Origin of the sequence: Pseudoalteromonas sp. T1lg122 (assembly GCF_002964825.1) — a bacterium.
Classification (GTDB): Bacteria; Pseudomonadota; Gammaproteobacteria; order Enterobacterales; family Alteromonadaceae; genus Pseudoalteromonas; species Pseudoalteromonas gelatinilytica.
This window is the reverse complement of sequence record NZ_PQCG01000001.1, coordinates 861,135-878,916: the sequence shown is the minus strand read 5'-3', so window position 1 is coordinate 878,916 and position 17,782 is coordinate 861,135. Positions and strand designations below refer to the sequence as shown.

At 43.0% G+C, this 17,782-nt stretch carries 12 protein-coding genes; 10 read left to right on the top strand and 2 right to left on the bottom strand.

Going from position 1 to position 17,782, the window contains the following annotated elements; translation table 11 throughout:
* The first annotated feature begins 24 nt into the window (after positions 1-24).
* The gene (locus C2M33_RS03930) at positions 25-726 is read left to right on the top strand and encodes a M15 family metallopeptidase (RefSeq protein ID WP_105173774.1); all 702 of its coding nucleotides are present in this window, start codon (positions 25-27) and stop codon (positions 724-726) included.
* Between the two features lie 175 nt (positions 727-901).
* Here the strand turns inward: C2M33_RS03930 and C2M33_RS03925 are convergent, their stop codons facing one another.
* Positions 902-1,396: a hypothetical protein gene (locus C2M33_RS03925; protein ID WP_105173773.1), complete on the bottom strand. Its 495-nt coding sequence runs from the start codon at positions 1,394-1,396 to the stop codon at positions 902-904.
* 127 nt (positions 1,397-1,523) lie between these two features.
* Here C2M33_RS03925 and C2M33_RS03920 point away from each other — a divergent pair, with 127 nt between their 5' ends.
* Positions 1,524-5,537 carry a rhombosortase-dependent M36 family metallopeptidase gene (locus C2M33_RS03920; RefSeq protein ID WP_105173772.1) on the top strand — a complete coding sequence of 1,338 codons (4,014 nt, stop codon included), beginning with the start codon at positions 1,524-1,526 and terminating at the stop codon, positions 5,535-5,537.
* Positions 5,538-6,247: 710 nt separating this feature from the next.
* On the opposite strand, the gene C2M33_RS03915 is transcribed toward C2M33_RS03920, so the two are convergent.
* Positions 6,248-8,413 carry a M3 family metallopeptidase gene (locus tag C2M33_RS03915; protein ID WP_062565417.1) on the bottom strand — a complete coding sequence of 722 codons (2,166 nt, stop codon included), beginning with the start codon at positions 8,411-8,413 and terminating at the stop codon, positions 6,248-6,250.
* A gap of 431 nt (positions 8,414-8,844) precedes the next feature.
* On the opposite strand from C2M33_RS03915, the gene C2M33_RS03910 reads away from it, so the two are divergent.
* From C2M33_RS03910 to C2M33_RS03875, 8 genes are all read left to right on the top strand, one after another.
* Positions 8,845-10,176 (top strand): dihydroorotase, encoded by a 1,332-nt coding sequence (locus tag C2M33_RS03910; protein WP_105173771.1) that lies wholly within the window; start codon positions 8,845-8,847, stop codon positions 10,174-10,176.
* An 11-nt stretch (positions 10,177-10,187) separates the two neighbouring features.
* A complete protein-coding gene (gene folE2, locus C2M33_RS03905) occupies positions 10,188-11,072 on the top strand; it encodes a GTP cyclohydrolase FolE2 (protein WP_105173770.1) in 885 nt (294 codons plus the stop codon).
* Between the two features lie 124 nt (positions 11,073-11,196).
* A complete protein-coding gene (locus tag C2M33_RS03900) occupies positions 11,197-13,356 on the top strand; it encodes a S46 family peptidase (protein WP_063703900.1) in 2,160 nt (719 codons plus the stop codon).
* 185 nt (positions 13,357-13,541) lie between these two features.
* Complete coding sequence (locus C2M33_RS03895; protein ID WP_063703902.1) at positions 13,542-14,183, top strand: thermostable hemolysin; 642 nt, start codon at positions 13,542-13,544, stop codon at positions 14,181-14,183.
* Positions 14,180-15,700, top strand: a complete 1,521-nt coding sequence (locus C2M33_RS03890) for an AMP-binding protein (protein ID WP_105173769.1) — start codon at positions 14,180-14,182, stop codon at positions 15,698-15,700. The genes C2M33_RS03895 and C2M33_RS03890 overlap by 4 nt, the downstream gene beginning before the upstream one ends.
* Positions 15,651-16,340: a TenA family transcriptional regulator gene (locus C2M33_RS03885; RefSeq protein ID WP_105173768.1), complete on the top strand. Its 690-nt coding sequence runs from the start codon at positions 15,651-15,653 to the stop codon at positions 16,338-16,340. The genes C2M33_RS03890 and C2M33_RS03885 overlap by 50 nt, the downstream gene beginning before the upstream one ends.
* Positions 16,337-17,113: an SDR family oxidoreductase gene (locus C2M33_RS03880; protein WP_054563176.1), complete on the top strand. Its 777-nt coding sequence runs from the start codon at positions 16,337-16,339 to the stop codon at positions 17,111-17,113. The genes C2M33_RS03885 and C2M33_RS03880 overlap by 4 nt, the downstream gene beginning before the upstream one ends.
* 20 nt (positions 17,114-17,133) lie before the next feature.
* Positions 17,134-17,781, top strand: a complete 648-nt coding sequence (locus C2M33_RS03875) for a tetratricopeptide repeat protein (protein WP_063703906.1) — start codon at positions 17,134-17,136, stop codon at positions 17,779-17,781.
* Position 17,782 lies beyond the last annotated feature (1 nt).

Sequence of the window (17,782 nt, the reverse complement as noted above, 5' to 3'; positions counted from 1 at the left end):
ATTAAGTTATTTATGGAAATCAAAATGGCATTCACTTTTTTGGCTCGTTTAACTAAATCCACTTCTTTGTTAGGTATTGCGCTTATGAGTGCAAGTACTGCTTATGCCAACCCAAGCGATGATAAACGTAGCGAATTTGTTGATGTAGGTGCTTTACTATCGAATGCCGTGTTAGATATCCGTTATTTTGGTCATCATAACTTTGTTGGCAAACCTGTTGATGGTTACAACGCACCTAAATGTTTATTGCACAACAGTGCTGCCGCTGCGCTTAAAAATGTGCAAATAGCAGCGCAAACCCAAGGCCTGAGCTTAAAAATATTTGATTGTTATCGCCCGCAGCGCGCCGTAGATCACTTTGTGCGTTGGGTTAACGATTTAGAAGATACCCGCACAAAAGCTGAGTTTTATCCAAACTTAAGCAAAGACAAGCTGCTTGGTGATTACATCGCCGCCAAGTCGGGTCACAGCCGTGGCTCAACGATTGATTTAACCTTAGTAGATGCGAAAGGCAAAGAGCTCGACATGGGCTCACCCTTTGATATGTTCGACACTCTTTCGAACACCGACGACCCGCGCATTAGTGCTGAGCAAAAAGCCAATCGATATAAACTGAAGACCCTGATGACAGAGGCCGGTTTCGCCCCTTATTCAATGGAATGGTGGCATTTTACTTACCAACCGCAAGCATACCCCGCCACCTATTTTGATTTTGTGGTGGAGTAGTAAGTTAGCGAGTTACAAGGGGAAAGAGTAAAGATAGCGAGGTTCGAGGTACGAGGTAGCAGCGATTTTACATCGCGTCCTAGAACCTAGAGCCTAGCGCATGATGACGCGGGGTAAACCCGCTGCTACAGGCTGACAGCTTCTTCACGTTGGGTTTCGCTGCGCTCTACCCAACTTACATCACCTCTTTTATCGGTGAATAATCAACTTTAATTTCAACAACATCGACATTGGCATTTTGTTTAAAAGCGTTTTGTACTTTTAATAAATCAGTGTCTTTTTCAGCAAGGTAGCGATAGCTTTTGTTGGTCATTTTTTTCAGCGTATATTGGCTGCTAAGCTCTACTGGTAAGCTGTTTTCTTTTAGCGTTAAGTAAATTGCCCCAGTGGCGATGCCGCGCTCTTGCATTGCGTGATTAAAGACTTCTGTGCCTTTGGTTAAAGTAGGTGCATCAAAGGTAATTTTTTCACCATTATTACTAAAAGCATTCGTCGATTTTTGTTTGTTGATTTCGACTGCTTTTTTAACATCTTTAACTGAAATTTGTTCTTTTTGTGAACTGGTTGTTGGCTGTTGTACTGTATCTTGCTCGCTTATTTCATTTTTTTGACAGCCTGATACTAGTACCAATACTAGTGTAAGTGCTTGTATCTTAATTGTTTGCTTCATTTTAATCCTGTTTGTCTGTTACTTTTGTTTACAATTAATTCTATTTTTTAATTGCTGTATTGGGTACATTGGACTTGGTTATGATTGTTAACCGAAAATAAAAATATAACAATAGGGAACGTAAGGAATGTCTCAATTCAAAGTAACAGCTGTTGCTACTATGGTAACGGCTATCTTGGCATCATCTCAAGTGCAAGCTAGTGAACAAACTCGCTTCTATAATGCCTCAAGCGTTAGCTCTCAAGTGCAATTCAACCCTCAAGTATCTCAGCAACGTGCATTAGCTGAGCGCAGAACTGTATCGGGTCACAAATCAATTTTCGATGAGCAGTTAGGTAAAGCTACGTTCTTATGGAATGCAGTTGGTCAAGCTAAACCTGATATGGCGATGGTGCTTCCTGAGCAACGCAATGCCTATGCTGCAGATTTTTATTTAAATGCCTTAACGGGTGTTAGCACCGCTAAAAAAGGCGTCTCAAACGCAGTATTAACGGATTTATCTGAGCAAAAGCTTGGTTCAATCACTGCTAAATATAAGCAAAAAGTACATGACATTGAAGTATTCAACCGTGAATACAACCTGATCATGGACAAAGAATATAACCTAGTTGCAGGTTCTGGCTATTTTGCTAACACAAGTTCAAATGCAACGCAGTCGTTCGCACCGCTTGCTGAATTTGTAGGTGCAGAGCAAAGCATTAAACGTGCAATTAAAGAACTTGCTGAAATCGACGTGTCACTAACTAAGTCAACAGAACAAGGTGACTATGTTAAATACACTGTGTCTAACCAAAACGGTGACAAAGTTGTATTAGGTCAGCCTCGTGCTAAGAAAGTGTTCTTTGAAGTAGCGGGCGAGCTGCAATCTGCATACTATGTTGAAGTAGAAGTTGCTGATAAAAACAGCTTAGAAAGCGATTACTTCAGCTACGTTATCGGCGCGCAAAATAGCAAAGTTTATTTCAAGAAAGACTTAAAAGCACACGCGGCAGACTTTAACTACCGTGTATGGGCTGACGAAGATGGTTACCCGTGGGAAGGTCCACACGGCGATGTGATCCCAGCTGATGGCCCAGATCAAGTTGATGAAACTGAAATCCTAGATGCGCCACTTGTAAGCCTGTCTTACTACAAAAAATTAAGCACGATGGATCCGTGGCTTGCAGACGATGCAACAACAACATCAGGTAACAACGTATTTGCTTATGCTGATGTAATTGCACCTCAAGGTTACACAGAAGGTGACTTCACTGCTGAAACTACATCAGATTTCACATTCGATTATCCTTACCAAGTTGATCAAGTAGCAAACAGCTACGATAACCGTAAAGCTGCAATCGTAAACTTGTTCTATATGAACAACTTCTTACACGATTTCTTCTATGACCATGGTTTTGATGAAACATCAAATGTTGCGCAGGTATCTAACTACGGTCGTGGTGGTGTAGAAGGCGACCCAATCGAAGCGCAAGCGCAAGATAATAGTGGTTTAAACAACGCAAACATGTCTACGCCTGCTGACGGTGCAAGCCCTCGCATGCAAATGTATCTATACAACTCAAAAGACGCAAAAGTTGGCGTTGATTACGGTGTGGTTGTTACATCTGACGCAACGATTGGTCTTCTTGAATCATCAAAAGTATCTGGCTTTGGTCAAATGCAATTTGCTGATATCGCAGGCGAAGTTGTTCGTTTAGTTGATGGTAATAACGTTGATTCTGGTAGCGTAACAGACGGTTGTGAACCTGCAACAAATGCAGCAGAACTGGCTGGCAAAATTGCGCTAGTCGATCGTGGTTCTTGTAACTTCACAGCAAAAGTACTACACGCTCAAGAAGCGGGTGCAATTGGTGCTATCGTTGTAAACAACAACCCTGATACAGATGAACCAGCGCCAATGGGCGGTGAAGACGATGCAGTTATCATTCCTAACATGGGTCTGAACTATGCTGACGGCCACGCACTTTACGATGGTATCGCTGCAGGCGACACTGTAACTGTGAACATGTTCAATAAAGCAACGTTAAAAGACGGTACGCTAGATAACGGTATTATTGCTCACGAATGGGGTCACTATATCAGTAACCGTTTAGTGGGTAACTCATCAGGTCTTATCAACTTCCAAGGCCGTGCGATGGGCGAAGGTTGGGGTGATTTCCACTCTCTTATGTTTATTGCTAAAGCTGATGACATCAACATCGCAGGTAACGACAAGTTCCAAAAAGCATACGGTAGCGGTACTTTCGTAGAAGATTTCTACTATGGTATTCGTCGTGTTCCATATTCAACAAATATGGAAGTAAACCCGCTGTCTTTCCGTCATATTACCGAAGATGCAGGTGCTGATGTAGGTATTGCACCAACAAGTGTTGCTTCACCACACGCAGCAGGTGAAATTTGGGCAACTATGCTTTGGGAAAGCTATGTAGCACTTATTAACGAGCACGGCTTTGAAGATGCGCAAAACCGCATGGCTAACTACTTAGTTGCTGGTTACAAGCTAACTCCTGTTGCTCCGCTATATACTGAAGCACGTGATGCTATCTTAGCTGCAGCGTACGCAGTTGACCCTGAAGATTACAAACTAATCTTAGGTGCATTCGCTAAGCGTGGTATGGGCTTAGGTGCTAAAGCGCCAGAGCGTTTCAGTGAAGATTTAACAGGCGTTGTTGAATCAGACAAAATGAAACTTGCTAGCTTCACATTCAAAGATGTGGCAATGAATGCAAACTACAACGGTGCTGAATTAGGTTATTGTTCAAACGATAACGTGCTAGATAAAGGCGAAACAGGTACATTAACTGTTAGCATCATGAACACCGGTAGTGAAGTACTAACGGGTACACAAGCACAGTTAACAGTTGTTAGCGGTCACGATGTAACATTCGAAAATGATGGTTTAATCACATTCGACGATACAAATCCGTATGCTTCGCAAACAAGCGCGCCTATCACGTTTACACTAAATGATGCAGGCACTGCTGATACACTTGAAATTGAAGTGTCATTCCCAGAGCTGTCTGCAGATGATGAAATTGTTGAAGCTACAAGCGATACAGTATCTTACCTTGTGAACATGGACTTTGAAGATAAAGCACCAGTGAGCTCACAAACTGCTGACGATATGGAAGTAGCAGGTGCATCATTACGTGATTGGAAAGAAAACGTAATGACAGGTGACGACTTAGCAGTTGGCACACAAAGCATGGCAACGGGCGGTAATATCAACTTCTTTAACAGCTTTGGCTTTGGTCTTGGCGAGCAAACAATGTACCTAAACAACAATGACTTCCAGTCTGATGTTGCAGTTGAGTCAAGAGAGTTTGATATCGGTTTTGCGGGTGACTTTGAAGTTTCATTCTGGCACTTCTACCTAATCGAAAACGAATGGGATGGTGGTGTTGTAGAGATCAGCGTAAACGGCGGTAACTGGGTTGATGTTACTGAAATGGGCGGTACATTTGATGTTGGTTACGATGGCCCGTTAATCGAAAACGACGCGCAAGCACTACAAGATCGCGATACTTTCACAGGTAACAATGTGGATGGCAGCGGTGCTTACGGTAACTACGAAACAATTCGTTTCGGTACTGAACTAAACGGTAACCGTGCAAAATTACGTTTCCGTATGTCATCAGATAGTGCAGTACGTGAGTTCGGCTGGTGGATTGATAACGTAACTGTTAGCAATGTAACATCACCAATCTTCTCAAATGTAATTGCAGGTGATGCATTAGCATGTGATAACGCACTTCCATTAGTGTCTGTATCGGGTGATGCGTCTGTTTCTGAGTCTGCTTCAGGCACTTTAACGGCAACAGCGTCAGACCGTAACAGTGATGACACGCTAAGCTACACCTGGACGCAACTAAGCGGCACAACAGCAACACTTACAGGTTCTGACACTGCAACTCTAGGCTTCACGCCAGGTGCTATCTCAAGCGATGACGAGTTAGTATTTGAAGTAACAGTGAGCGATGGTACAGACTCTGTATCTGAGCAGTTCACAGTTGCTGTAACTAACGAAGCTGAGCCAGTAGAAGAAAAGAAAGTAACTAAATCTAGCAATGGTAGCTTTGGTTTCTTAACACTACTACTTGCACCACTAGCGCTTATCGGCCGTCGCCGTAAACGTAAATAAGACTTTTAAATAGTGATAACAAAGCCCTTGCAGCTCGCTGCAAGGGCTTTTTTGTTTTTAAGTTAGCGAGGGGAAAGTTAGCGAGGGGAAAGTTAGCGAGGGGAAAGTTAGCGAGGGGAAAGTTAGCGAGAGTAAAGTTAGCGAGAGTAAAGTTAGCGAGAGTAAAGTTAGCGAGGGGAAAGATACGAGGGGAAAGATACGAGGGGAAAGGTACGAGGGGAAAGGTACGAGATGCGAGATACGAGGTAGCAGCGATTTTATATCGCGTCCTAGAGCCTAGTACCTAGCGCCTGATGTTTCCCGCGTAGGACTGGCTTTAGCCGGGAATGGTTTAAGTTAGCGAGTTTCGAGATACGAGATGCAAGATGCGAGGTAGCAGCGATTTTATATCGCGTCCTAGAGCCTAGTACCTAGCGCCTGATGTTTCCCGCGTAGGACTGGCTTTAGCCGGGAATGGCTTAAGTTAGCGAGTTTCGAGATGCGAGGTACGAGATGCGAGATGCGAGATAGGAGGTCGCAGCGATTTTATATCGCGTCCTAGAGCCTAGTACCTAGCGCCTGACGTAGGCGTGAAACTTGTTTCGCGCGTCTGACGGCTGATAGCTGAAGGCTGACAGCTCCTTTTACTATCGTTGTGGGGTTATCAACACTCGATAACCCCACATTTCTGACTTACAGCTTAGAGCTCAGAACTTAAAGCTTAAGGTAAGCTATTGAACTGTTGCTTTTAGGCCGCGGCGTTTTAATAACGCTGACGTGTCTGGCTCTTGACCTCGGAATGCTTTGAACGATTCCATTAAGTCACGTGAGTTACCCACTTCTAAAATTTCTTTACGGTATTTTTCACCCATTTCGCGAGTTAAACCACCTTGCTCTTGAACATATGCAAAGGCGTCTGCCGCTAAGATTTCACTCCACATGTAAGCATAGTAACCCGCTGAGTAACCGCCGCCCATTGAGTGCGAGAAGAAGGCTGACTTATAGCGAGGTGGTACAAATGGTACATCAACACCATGTTTTGCAAGCGCTTGTTGCTCAAACTTTTCAATGTCTTGTAATGGTGCATCAGCAGAAAGTGAATGCCACTCCATATCAAGTAATGCAGCTGCAACGTACTCTAGGGTATCAAAACCTTGGTTGAAGCTACGTGATTGAATTACTTTTTTCAGTAGCTCATCAGGAATTGGCTCGCCAGTTTTATGGTGTTTTGCATAGTTAGCGATAACTTCAGGGTACATTGCCCAATCTTCTTCAAAAGTTGATGGGAACTCAACGAAGTCACGTGATACTGAGGTGCCAGATAGAGTCGGGTACTTCACGTTTGAGAACATGCCGTGTAAGCCATGACCTAGCTCGTGGAAAATCGTTGTTGCTTCATCGTAGCTGATAAGCGTAGGTTCGCCATTCGCGCCTTTTTGAATGTTCATAACGTTTACGACAACTGGCTTTTGTTCTTTAAGGCCAGATTGTTTAACGAATGAGCTCATCCATGCACCGCCACGCTTACCTTCACGCGCAAAGTAGTCAGCAAAGAAAATGGCTAAGCTCTTTCCATTTTCATCAAATAACTCATAGGCTTTTACATCAGGGTGGTAAACCGGAATATCGTTACGTGGTTTAAAGGTGATGCCGTATAAACGGTTCATGGTGAAGAATACGCCGTCTTCTAAAACGCGGTTGAACTCGAAATATTCTTTCACTGCATTTTCGTCAAGGTTGTATTTATCTTTACGCACTTGCTCTGCGTAGAATAACCAATCCCATGGCTGTAATTTGAACTGCTCACCTGACTCATCAATCTTAGCTTGAATAGCCGCCGCTTCTGCGTTTACGTTCTGCATTAATGCAGGGATCATGCTTGCAAACATATCAAACACAGCTTGTGGTTTTTTCGCCATTTGCGACTCTAAACCAAAATCAGCCCAGCTGTCGTAACCTAATAGTTTCGCTTTTTGAGCACGTAACTGAGCAAGTTCTGCCACGATATCACGGTTACTATTTTCGCCCGATAATGCACGCTCAGCCGATGCACGCCATACTTTTTCACGTAAATCACGGTTTTTCAGTGTTGCCAGAATAGGCTGACGCGTGGTGTTTGTGATCTTAATTAGGTATTTACCAGGGTGACCTGCTTCTGCAGCGGCATTGGCAAGCTGCTCAATTTGACCTGCTGGTAAGCCCTCAAGCTCTGCTTTGTCATCCACTAAAACAACATTTGTTTTAGTAAGCGCTAATAAGTTTTGTGAGAACTGAGTTGTTAAGCTCGAGTGCTTTGTATTGATATCACGAATTTGTTGTTTTTGCTCTGCACTTAATTTTGCACCAGCACGCACAAAACGTTTGTAGTAAACGTCTAATAAACGCTTTTCTTCAGCAGTTAAGGCAAGGCTGTCAGCTTCGCTGTGAATAGCCGCTACTTTCTCAAAAAGTGCTTTATTTAAGAAAATGTTGTCGCTATGAGCCGCTAGTTTTGGCGCTAACTCTTTTTGTAATTCACGACGTGCCGGATTTGAATCCGTACCCGCTAGATTATAAAAAATACTGCGTGTGCGTGTTAATAGCTCACCACTTTTCTCGAGCGCAACAATCGTATTGGCAAAATCAGGCTTTGCTGGATTGTTGATAATAGCTTGCACTTCAGCCATTTGCTCAGACATGCCTTTATTAAATGCCGGCATGAAATGTTCATCTTTAATCGCACTGAAATCAGGCGTTTCGTATTGTAATACGCTTTTCACAAACAGTGGGTTAGCTTGCTCATTTGCAGCAACAGGTGCTGATTGCTCTGATTTAGGCGTTGATGTTGTTGTTTGCGGTTCTGAACAGGCTGTAAGTAACAGCGCAGAACTGATCGCGGTTGCGATTAGGTGTTTCATAGTTTTTCTCTTGTCATTTTTAAAATTAAATTGTGTCGATATAACCTTGCATATACGTTTTATAAGCTCTTAATTTGCATAGCGGTTAAAACGGATTACAAAAAGATGCTAAAAAAGCACTTATATGAGGCAGGTATCACCATGTGATCAATGAGCCCAGCATACTGTGTCTTATTACAATTGACCTCATACGTTGCGATAAGGTGATTATTGGCTGCGATAAGCCGTTAAAATTCTCTAAGATCGGAAAGCCACTTATAACTTTACAGCTTAAATAGCCCGACCCAATTGATCTTTTTGACTCATAACAGTGTCCAAATAAAAACTTTGTGGTATGTTATATTGTAACAATTCAGTCTGCAATCAATCTTGCCATGGAGTGCATTTTTTTACGATAAGTTGCAAATGTTGCTGAATAAGCAAGGAGTCATATGGCTATCATAATCAAACACGCCTGCGTTGTTAATGAAGGGCAGCGCGCATTAAATGATGTAAGAATTGTTGGTGATCGAATCGCTGAAATTGCTGCAGATATCAGCGCTAAGGCCAATGATAAGGTAATTGATGCAAGCGGCCTGTTGCTATTACCAGGCATGATCGACGATCAAGTACATTTTAGAGAGCCAGGTTTAACCCACAAAGGTACGATCGCCAGTGAATCCGCCGCCGCAGTGGCTGGTGGCATTACAAGTTTTATGGAAATGCCCAATGTTTCACCACCGACTACCACGGCAAAAGCACTTGCAGATAAATACGCGATAGCGGCGCAAACGAGCGCTGCGAATTATGCGTTTTATTTTGGCGCAACCCCAGACAACTTCAATGAAATTAAAGCCCTTGATGCCAAAAGTGTATGTGGTGTTAAAGTGTTTATGGGGGCATCAACAGGCGATTTACTGGTTGAGCACCCTCATGCTCTAGAGGCCATTTTTCGGGAAAGCCCAGTACTCATTGCCACCCATTGTGAGCAAGGCGAAGTTATTCAACAAAATCAGCGCCGTTTAGCAAAGCGCTATGGTGAGTTACGTATCGAACATCACCCATTTATTCGCGATGAGTTAGCGTGTTATGCATCATCATCGTATGCCGTATCGCTGGCAAAACGCTATGGCTCACAGTTACATGTTTTACACCTTACAACAGCAAAAGAGCTAGAGCTATTTAGTAACGCACCCATAGAGCAAAAGCACATAACTGCCGAAGCTTGCGTGCATCATTTATGGTTTAACCAAGATGATTACGCAAACTATGGCAATCAAATTAAATGTAACCCTGCCATAAAATCAGAGCAAGACCGCCAAGCGCTACTCTCAGCAGTACGCGATGGTCGCATTGATATTATTGCTACCGATCATGCCCCTCATACTTGGCAAGAAAAACAGCAACAATACAGCGCTGCACCTGCTGGGCTCCCATTAGTCGAGCATGCACTACTGTCGTTACTTGAGCAGGTAAAACGTGGTGCGTTGAGCCTTGAGCAAGTCGTTGAAAAAACAGCGCATAACGTGGCAAAGCGATTTGCTATCGAAGAGCGGGGGTTTATCAGAGAAGGTTATTTTGCTGATTTAGTCCTGGTTGACCCAAATGCAGAAAAGCACGTTGAGCATACAAACACACATTACTTATGCCAATGGACTCCTTTCAATGGCACCACTTTTTCACACCGAATAACACATACCTTTGTAAATGGTGAGTGTGTCTTTGATGGGCAACAAGTGACCCCGCACAAACAGGCCGCTAAGGCCTTAACATTCAATCGTTAAAAGAAGTGGATATGCAATTACCCGATATTACCTCACACTCAAATGTAGATTTTCAGTCACCTTTAAAATGGGTCGGCATGGAAAAAATAGCATTGCCTTTGAAGCTTGCACAAACTCATGTTGATGTGCACTTGAATACCAAAGCTGATGTGTTCGTTAGCCTTGATAGCGATGCAAAAGGCATTCATATGTCACGTCTTTATTTATTACTTAATCAGCAGTTGGCTAAACAAAGTTTAACGAGTCAACGTGTTAGTGAGTTTATGGAGGCCGTTTTAAGATCACAAAAAGGCTTAAGTAAAGGCGCAAAATTGGTGCTGCATTTTGATTTACCACAGCTAAAACCAGCGCTGCTTAGCGATAACGCAGGTTACAATGCTTACCCTGTCGTTTTAACGATTACAAAGCAGCAATCACTTACCATTAACTTAAAAGCCGATATTGCCTACAGCAGCACCTGTCCATGCTCAGCGGCATTATCGAGGCAGCTTTTGAGCGAGGCAGTCGATAAGCAATTTAGTGATCAGCATATAGATAAAGCCTCTTTACTCAATTGGCTTGCAAGTGAACAGGGCTCAATTGCAACTCCCCATAGCCAGCGCTCTTATGCGTATGTCAATGTCACTTTTAGTAGTGAAAAGCTACCTGATATTAGCGGCTTTATCTCAGTATGCGAGCAAGCCATAGGCACCCCAGTACAAACCGCCGTGAAGCGTGAAGATGAACAAGCATTTGCCGCCCTTAACGCAAAAAACTTACTGTTTTGCGAAGATGCAGCAAGGCGATTAAAGCTGTGTTTCGAAACCATGCCGGGTATTGCTGATTACCAATTTAAGGTTGAGCACCAAGAAAGCTTACATGGCCACAATGCCGTGGTTTATGAGTCTAAATATTAGGTTCATGAACCTTAAGTGGTTTACAAACTTTGACATTTGCGGTCGCAAATTATTGCTATTGGCTAGCATAATGACAATGATACGAGCGCTAAAAAGCTAAACATAACAAATATAAAGGACGACTATGCGTTTTAAATTTATTGCTGCTGCAGTGGGTCTCGCTGTAGCAAATGTTGCTGTTGCCGACGAAGGCATGTGGCAACCTCACCAGCTACCAGAACTTGAATCTATCCTAAAAGCGAAAGGCTTGAGCATTGATGTAGAGTCAATTTCAAAACTGACTGAGTTTCCGATGAATGCGGTAATTAGCCTTGGTGGCTGTACCGCTTCGTTTGTTTCACCAAAAGGCTTAGTTGTAACAAACCATCACTGTGCCTATGGTTCGATTCAATATAACTCAACGACCGAGAACAATATTTTAGAAAATGGCTTTTTAGCTAAAACAACGGGCGAAGAAGTGCCTGCATCTCCAGGTTCTCGTGTTTATGTAACAGAGCAAGTGACCGACGTTACAGCAAAAGTAAATAAAGGGACTGAACAGCTAACCGGAAAAGCACGCTTTGATGCTATTGAAGCAAATGAAAAAGCACTTGTTAGTGAGTGTGAGCAAGACAAGAGCTACCGCTGTAATGTGTATACTTTCCACGGTGGTCTTGAGTACTACCTTATTAAGTCGCTTGAAATAAAAGATGTACGTTTAGCCTATGCCCCAGCGATGGGCGTCGGTAAATACGGCGGTGATATCGACAACTGGATGTGGCCGCGCCACACAGGTGATTTCTCGTTCTATCGCGCGTATGTTGGCAAAGATGGCAAGCCAGCTGAATATTCAGAAGACAACGTGCCGTACCAAAGTGATGCGTTTTTAAAAGTAAGTGCTAAAGGCGTACAAGAAGGCGATTTTGTGATGGTTACCGGTTATCCGGGCAGCACAAACCGTTACCGCATTTCGCCTGAAGTTGACTATGTGTTTAATACAGCCTATCCATTAGCGCGTAAATATAACTCTAAATATGTCTCGTTAATTGAAGAAAATGCCCCGGATGGTTCAGAGGCACGTATCGCTTATGAAAGCACGATTGCGGGTTACAACAACTACATTAAAAACTACGGCTCAATGATTGAGAGCTTCAATAAAGGGTCAATGTATAGCCGTAAGCAACAATTCGAAAGAGATCTTACTGCTTGGATCAATCAAGATAGCAACCGCAAAGCTAAATACGGACACGTACTTGCTGATTTAACAGCGTTAGTTGCACAGTCACAAGAGCATAACCAGCGCGACCGTATGTTAGGGTATGTACACCGTTCACAAATGATGTCATCTGCACGCATGCTATACCGTTTAGCTTATGAAAAACAAAAGCCAGACGCTGAGCGCGAAAGCGGTTATCAAGAGCGTGATATGCCACGCATTAAATCACGTTTAGAAAGCATGAGTCGTCGTTATGATGAAACCGTTGATAAAGCCATTTTACTGTACTTTATTGAGCAGTATGCAGCCTTACCAAGCGATGAGCGCGTTGCTGAGGTTGATAAAGCACTTGGTTTGAGCAATGGTTTTGATAAACAAAAACAGCAAGCCTTGCTTGATGATATGTATGCTAAATCGGTTCTTGCAGATGAAAGCAAACGTTTATGGATGACAGAACTTGACCTTGCACAGTTAAAGCAAAGTAGCGATCCATTCATTCAGTATGCGCATGCAATCTTTGCAGTCACAAAAGATATTGAAGATGCGAAAAAAGAGCTGGCCGGTAAACAGCAAGCTGCTCGCCCTGCATTAATGGAAGCAATCATTGCTTATAACAAGGCACTTAATAAACCTGTTTATGCAGATGCTAATAGCACCTTACGTGTAACTTACGGTACGGTAGGCGGCTATTCACCGCAAGATGGCTTAGTGGCAACCCCCTTTACATCGTTAGAAGGCCTGCTTGCTAAAAATACTGGTGTTGAACCATTCAACTCACCAGAAAAGCAAAATCAGTTAATTAAGCAAAAGCTTTATGGCGATTACACAGGCGGTATGAATACTGTTCCGGTTAACTTTTTATCGAATGTAGATACCACAGGTGGTAACTCAGGCTCTCCAACGTTAAACGGTAATGCTGAGCTCGTTGGTTTGTTATTTGATGGTGTTTACGAAAGCATTATTGGTGATTGGGATTACGATGAAAACTTAAATCGCTCAATTCACGTTGATTCACGATACATGTTGTGGGTGATGGATAAAGTTGATAATGCTCAAAACCTACTTAAAGAGATGACTATCGTTAAGTAATCTAAGTTTAACGTTAATTTAAGCATTAAAATGCCAGTCTAACAGACTGGTATTTTTGTTTTTAATAAAATAAAAGCATTAAATTTCATGAGGTTGAAAAATATTTATAAAAATTAATTTTTCTTAAGTTTTATTTAAGTTTCGCTCGATAAATTTTACACATAACCTAAGTGGAGCGAACAATTATGCTTTCAGTTCAACAATCACATCAAACTCAAGTTCAAGAGCCGGCCTTTGTTTGCACTCGTGAAGGAGGTCAATTCCGTGACCGTCTCGAGAGTAATATCAAGCAAGGTTTTGCTGCAGCTTATGATGCGAAAATTTCGCAGTTCATGCCGCTACTGTGTGAGCTTAATGTTGATGATGAAGTATGTACGTTAGGTCTTCGCTCTGCATCACAACCTTTGTTTATTGAACAATACCTCCCTGCGTCTATTGAGCACTTTGTAGGTGCCAAGCGTGAGCACATTTTTGAGCTAGGTAATTTATGCTCAACGCATCGAAAAGCCACCTTGGCACATTTTGTTTTAATGAACGAAGCACTCTATCAAGCAGGGGCAAAATATTTAGTGTTTTGTGCAACCCGTAAAGTGAGAGCGCTATTAAAAATGCTGGGTGTAAATTGCAAAGAAATCGGTGTTGCCAATGCACAAGCACTACAAGATCCAGCAAGCTGGGGGAGCTATTACGATAATCAACCAACCATTTGTGTGGTTGACCTAAACGAAGCACATCAACGTGTATTAAATACCCCCGTTTTATTCAATATCAAACAGCAGTGTTTACAGTCATCCCTTGAATTGGCTGTCTATTTGGAGGCGTTATGAGCTGGTTAACACAGTTACCGCATAAGGATAGCGACACCTTGATGGTTTGCCATCAAAGTGAAGGTGTGCGCTCACTAACTAAACAAGAATTTACAGAACAAGTGGCTCGTTTGCTTCCTACCTTGGCTGAATTTGATGCCCAAGGTGTTGCTTACCAATTAGATAACACACCCGCTTGGTGTGTATTAGAAGCTGCGCTTAGCGAGCTTCAAAGAGTGGCGATTCCACTACCAACGTTTTTTACTGCCCAGCAAATTGCGTTTGGTTTGCAAAACAGTGGGGCAGGGTTATTTGTATGTGACCGCGCTTATGAAGGTGAGCATGCAAAATTAGTGGCGCTAGTGGATGTATGTAAGCATTACCCTTTATATGTTTATCAATTGAGTAATACACAGTCTGTACCTTATTTTGCAAACACGCAAAAGATTACCTTTACGTCGGGCTCAACGGGCACACCTAAAGGGGTGTGTTTATCGCTTGAGAGTCAAATGCAGGTAGCGACATCACTTTATCAAAGCATTGGTTTAGAAAAACCAAACCATTTATGTTTACTGCCGCTACCGGTTTTACTTGAGAATTTAGCGGGTGTTTATGCGCCGCTATTAGCAGGTGGCACAGTTAACTTAGTGCCTTTAGCGGAACTTGGCTTTTCTGGTGCACAGTTACTTGAACCACGCAAATTGATAGCAGCAATTGAACGCACTGAGCCAAATACCCTTATTTTAGTGCCTGAGTTACTGACTTGTTTAGTGGCTTTTGCAAAGCAAGGCTGGCAAGTACCTACAAGCTTAAAGTTTATTGCTGTAGGTGGCGCGGTTGTAAGCCAAGCGCTTATTAAGCAAGCTCGTGAGCTCGGTTTACCCGTTTATCAAGGCTATGGTTTATCTGAATCTTCATCGGTGGTGAGCCTAAATACACAGACTGATGATGACATTGACACCGCAGGGCGAGTGCTAAAGCACATTCAATACAAAATTGAAAATGGCCAGCTTTATATCAAAGGCTCATTGTTTTTGGGGTACTTAGGTCAAGCAGCGCAAAATGCTGACGATTGGTATGCAACCGGCGATCTCGTTACTGAGCAAGCAGGTCGCTTGATTATACAAGGCCGCTTGAAAAATCAGCTTATCACCAGCTTTGGGCGCAATATCAGTGCCGAGTGGCCAGAATCGTTATTGCTTAGCCACAGCCAAGTACAACAAGCTGTGGTGATTGGCGAAGGCCAGGCATTTTTAGCCGCGCTTATCTATGCAAACCAAGCGATGAGTGACGCTGAACTTGCTGCCCATATTACGGCACAAAACGCGCAACTACCCGAATACGCACAGATCAGAAAATGGCATCGAATGGCAGAGCCTATGAGCCACACGCAAGGTTTATTAACCAGCAATAATCGCCCTAAACGCGATGTTATTAATCAATTTTTTTGCTACAGAGATTTCAGCACTTTATCAAGAGGCGACGAGCATGAGTCAATTTTTCAATACATTACAAGCCGAAACACAGAAAGAACGTGACTACCTTTTAGCTGCGCCGATTATCGGCCGCGTTTTTAAAGGTGAAGTAAGCCTAAGTGAATATGCATCGTTCTTAACGCAAGCTTATCACCATGTTAAGCATACAGTACCACTGCTGATGGCAGTCGGTGCAAAGCTGAGCGATAAACAAGAGTGGCTGCGCGAAGCTGTTGCAGAATATATCGAAGAAGAGTTAGGCCACCAAGAATGGGTGCTAAACGATATTGCAGCATGCGGTTTTGATAAAGAGCTAGTACGTCATTCTCGTCCACAGTTTTCGACCGAATTAATGGTGTCGTACGCCTACGATGCAATTAATCGCGGTAACCCATTAGCATTCTTTGGCATGGTTCATGTGCTTGAAGGCACTTCGATTGCATTAGCCGATAATGCAGCAGGGCAAATCCGTGAGGTTGTAGGTTTACCTAAAAAGGCGTTTACCTACCTTACTTCGCACGGTGCACTTGATATTGAACATGTGAAGTTTTTCGAAAATCTTATGAACAAAATTGATAACGAGGACGACCAGCAAGCCATCATTCACGCCGCAAAATGTTTTTATAAACTGTACGGCAATATTTTCCGTGACCTCGATTCAGAACCTTTCTTTAGCGAGGCTGACTTGGAGCAAAGCGCATGAGTAGCCCAGTTTGTGTGCTAACCGGTGCAACAGGGGGGATTGGCCGTGCTATTGCCCTTCGCCTTGCAAAAGAAGGTTGGCGTTTATTACTTGTTGGTCGAAATGTGAAGCAACTTGCTGCACTGCAATTGGAATGTGGCAATGATGCTGAGTATTTTCAGGCTGACCTAAGTAACAGCGAATCTCGCGACGATCTTGCTAAGTTTGCTCAGCAAATTGGCGGGGCAACGTTACTAATCAATAACGCAGGCGTTAATGTAATGCAGGGGTTTAGTGAAATTAGCGAACAGCAAATTGATCACCTGTTAAATATTAATCTGCATGTGCCTATTAAATTGTGTCAGCTGTTTTTACCTCAAGTGACCCGCAATAAAGGCACGATTGTCAATATTGGTTCATCGTTTGGCAGCATTGGTTATCCGTATCAAACCTTGTACTGCGCAAGCAAGTTTGGCCTAAGAGGGATGACCGAAGCTCTTGCCAGAGAGCTCAGCCACAGCGATGTCAAAGTATTGTATTTAGCGCCTCGTGCCACCGATACCGCGATTAATTCGCCGCAAGTACGCGCGATGAACAAAGAACTAGGTAACACCATGGATCCGCCAGAAAAAGTGGCTGATGCATTAATAGATTTAATTAAATCAAAAAAACGTCGTCGTTTTATTGGTTTTCCAGAAACATTATTTGCCCGTATTAACGGTGCATTTCCATCACTCGTTGATAACGCAATAGCAAAACAACTTCCTAAAATTAAAAGTTTTTTTGCCAACTAAATTGATTAAGGTGAATGATTATGACTAAACTAAATTTTAAAGCCCTAATGATGTTAGGTGTTATCATGGCTGCGCCTGCAAAAGCCGACTTTAATAGCGATTTAAGTTCGGTGCAAAAACAGTGGGCAGTGGTGAATTACGAATTAGTTGAAGATGCGCAGTTAGATGCATTCGAAAAGTTAGCGAGCGAAACCGCAGAGTTTACCAAAGCCAACGACCAGCAAGCAGCTAGCCATATTTGGTACGGTATTGTGTTATCGAGCTATGCAGGTGCAAAAGGCGGCTTAGGTGCGCTAGGCCTTGCAAAAGATGCGAAAGCACAATTTGAAAAAGCGCTAAGCCTAGATCCAAAAGCGCTTGATGGCTCAGCATACACCAGCCTTGCAACCTTATACGGTAAAGTACCTGGTTGGCCAATTGGTTTTGGTGATGACGATGAAGCGAAAAAATTGTTTAAGCAAGCGCTTGAGCTAAACCCGCGTGGTATCGATAGCAACTATTTATATGCGTCATTCCTGTATGACGAGCGCAAGTATAAATCAGCTAGAGAGTTTTTATTGGTTGCACAGCAAGCGCCAGCGCGCCCTGATAGACCAAAAGCAGATCTTTACCGCCAACAAGAAATTACTAAACTATTGGCTAAGGTAGAGAAAAAAATAAAGAGATAAA

Coding starts and splice junctions, on each gene's coding strand:
- C2M33_RS03930 (WP_105173774.1), top strand. CDS start 25: ATGGCATTCACTTTTTTGGCTCGTTTAACTAAATCCACTTCTTTGTTA.
- C2M33_RS03925 (WP_105173773.1), bottom strand. CDS start 1,396: ATGAAGCAAACAATTAAGATACAAGCACTTACACTAGTATTGGTACTA.
- C2M33_RS03920 (WP_105173772.1), top strand. CDS start 1,524: ATGTCTCAATTCAAAGTAACAGCTGTTGCTACTATGGTAACGGCTATC.
- C2M33_RS03915 (WP_062565417.1), bottom strand. CDS start 8,413: ATGAAACACCTAATCGCAACCGCGATCAGTTCTGCGCTGTTACTTACA.
- C2M33_RS03910 (WP_105173771.1), top strand. CDS start 8,845: ATGGCTATCATAATCAAACACGCCTGCGTTGTTAATGAAGGGCAGCGC.
- folE2 (WP_105173770.1), top strand. CDS start 10,188: ATGCAATTACCCGATATTACCTCACACTCAAATGTAGATTTTCAGTCA.
- C2M33_RS03900 (WP_063703900.1), top strand. CDS start 11,197: ATGCGTTTTAAATTTATTGCTGCTGCAGTGGGTCTCGCTGTAGCAAAT.
- C2M33_RS03895 (WP_063703902.1), top strand. CDS start 13,542: ATGCTTTCAGTTCAACAATCACATCAAACTCAAGTTCAAGAGCCGGCC.
- C2M33_RS03890 (WP_105173769.1), top strand. CDS start 14,180: ATGAGCTGGTTAACACAGTTACCGCATAAGGATAGCGACACCTTGATG.
- C2M33_RS03885 (WP_105173768.1), top strand. CDS start 15,651: ATGAGTCAATTTTTCAATACATTACAAGCCGAAACACAGAAAGAACGT.
- C2M33_RS03880 (WP_054563176.1), top strand. CDS start 16,337: ATGAGTAGCCCAGTTTGTGTGCTAACCGGTGCAACAGGGGGGATTGGC.
- C2M33_RS03875 (WP_063703906.1), top strand. CDS start 17,134: ATGACTAAACTAAATTTTAAAGCCCTAATGATGTTAGGTGTTATCATG.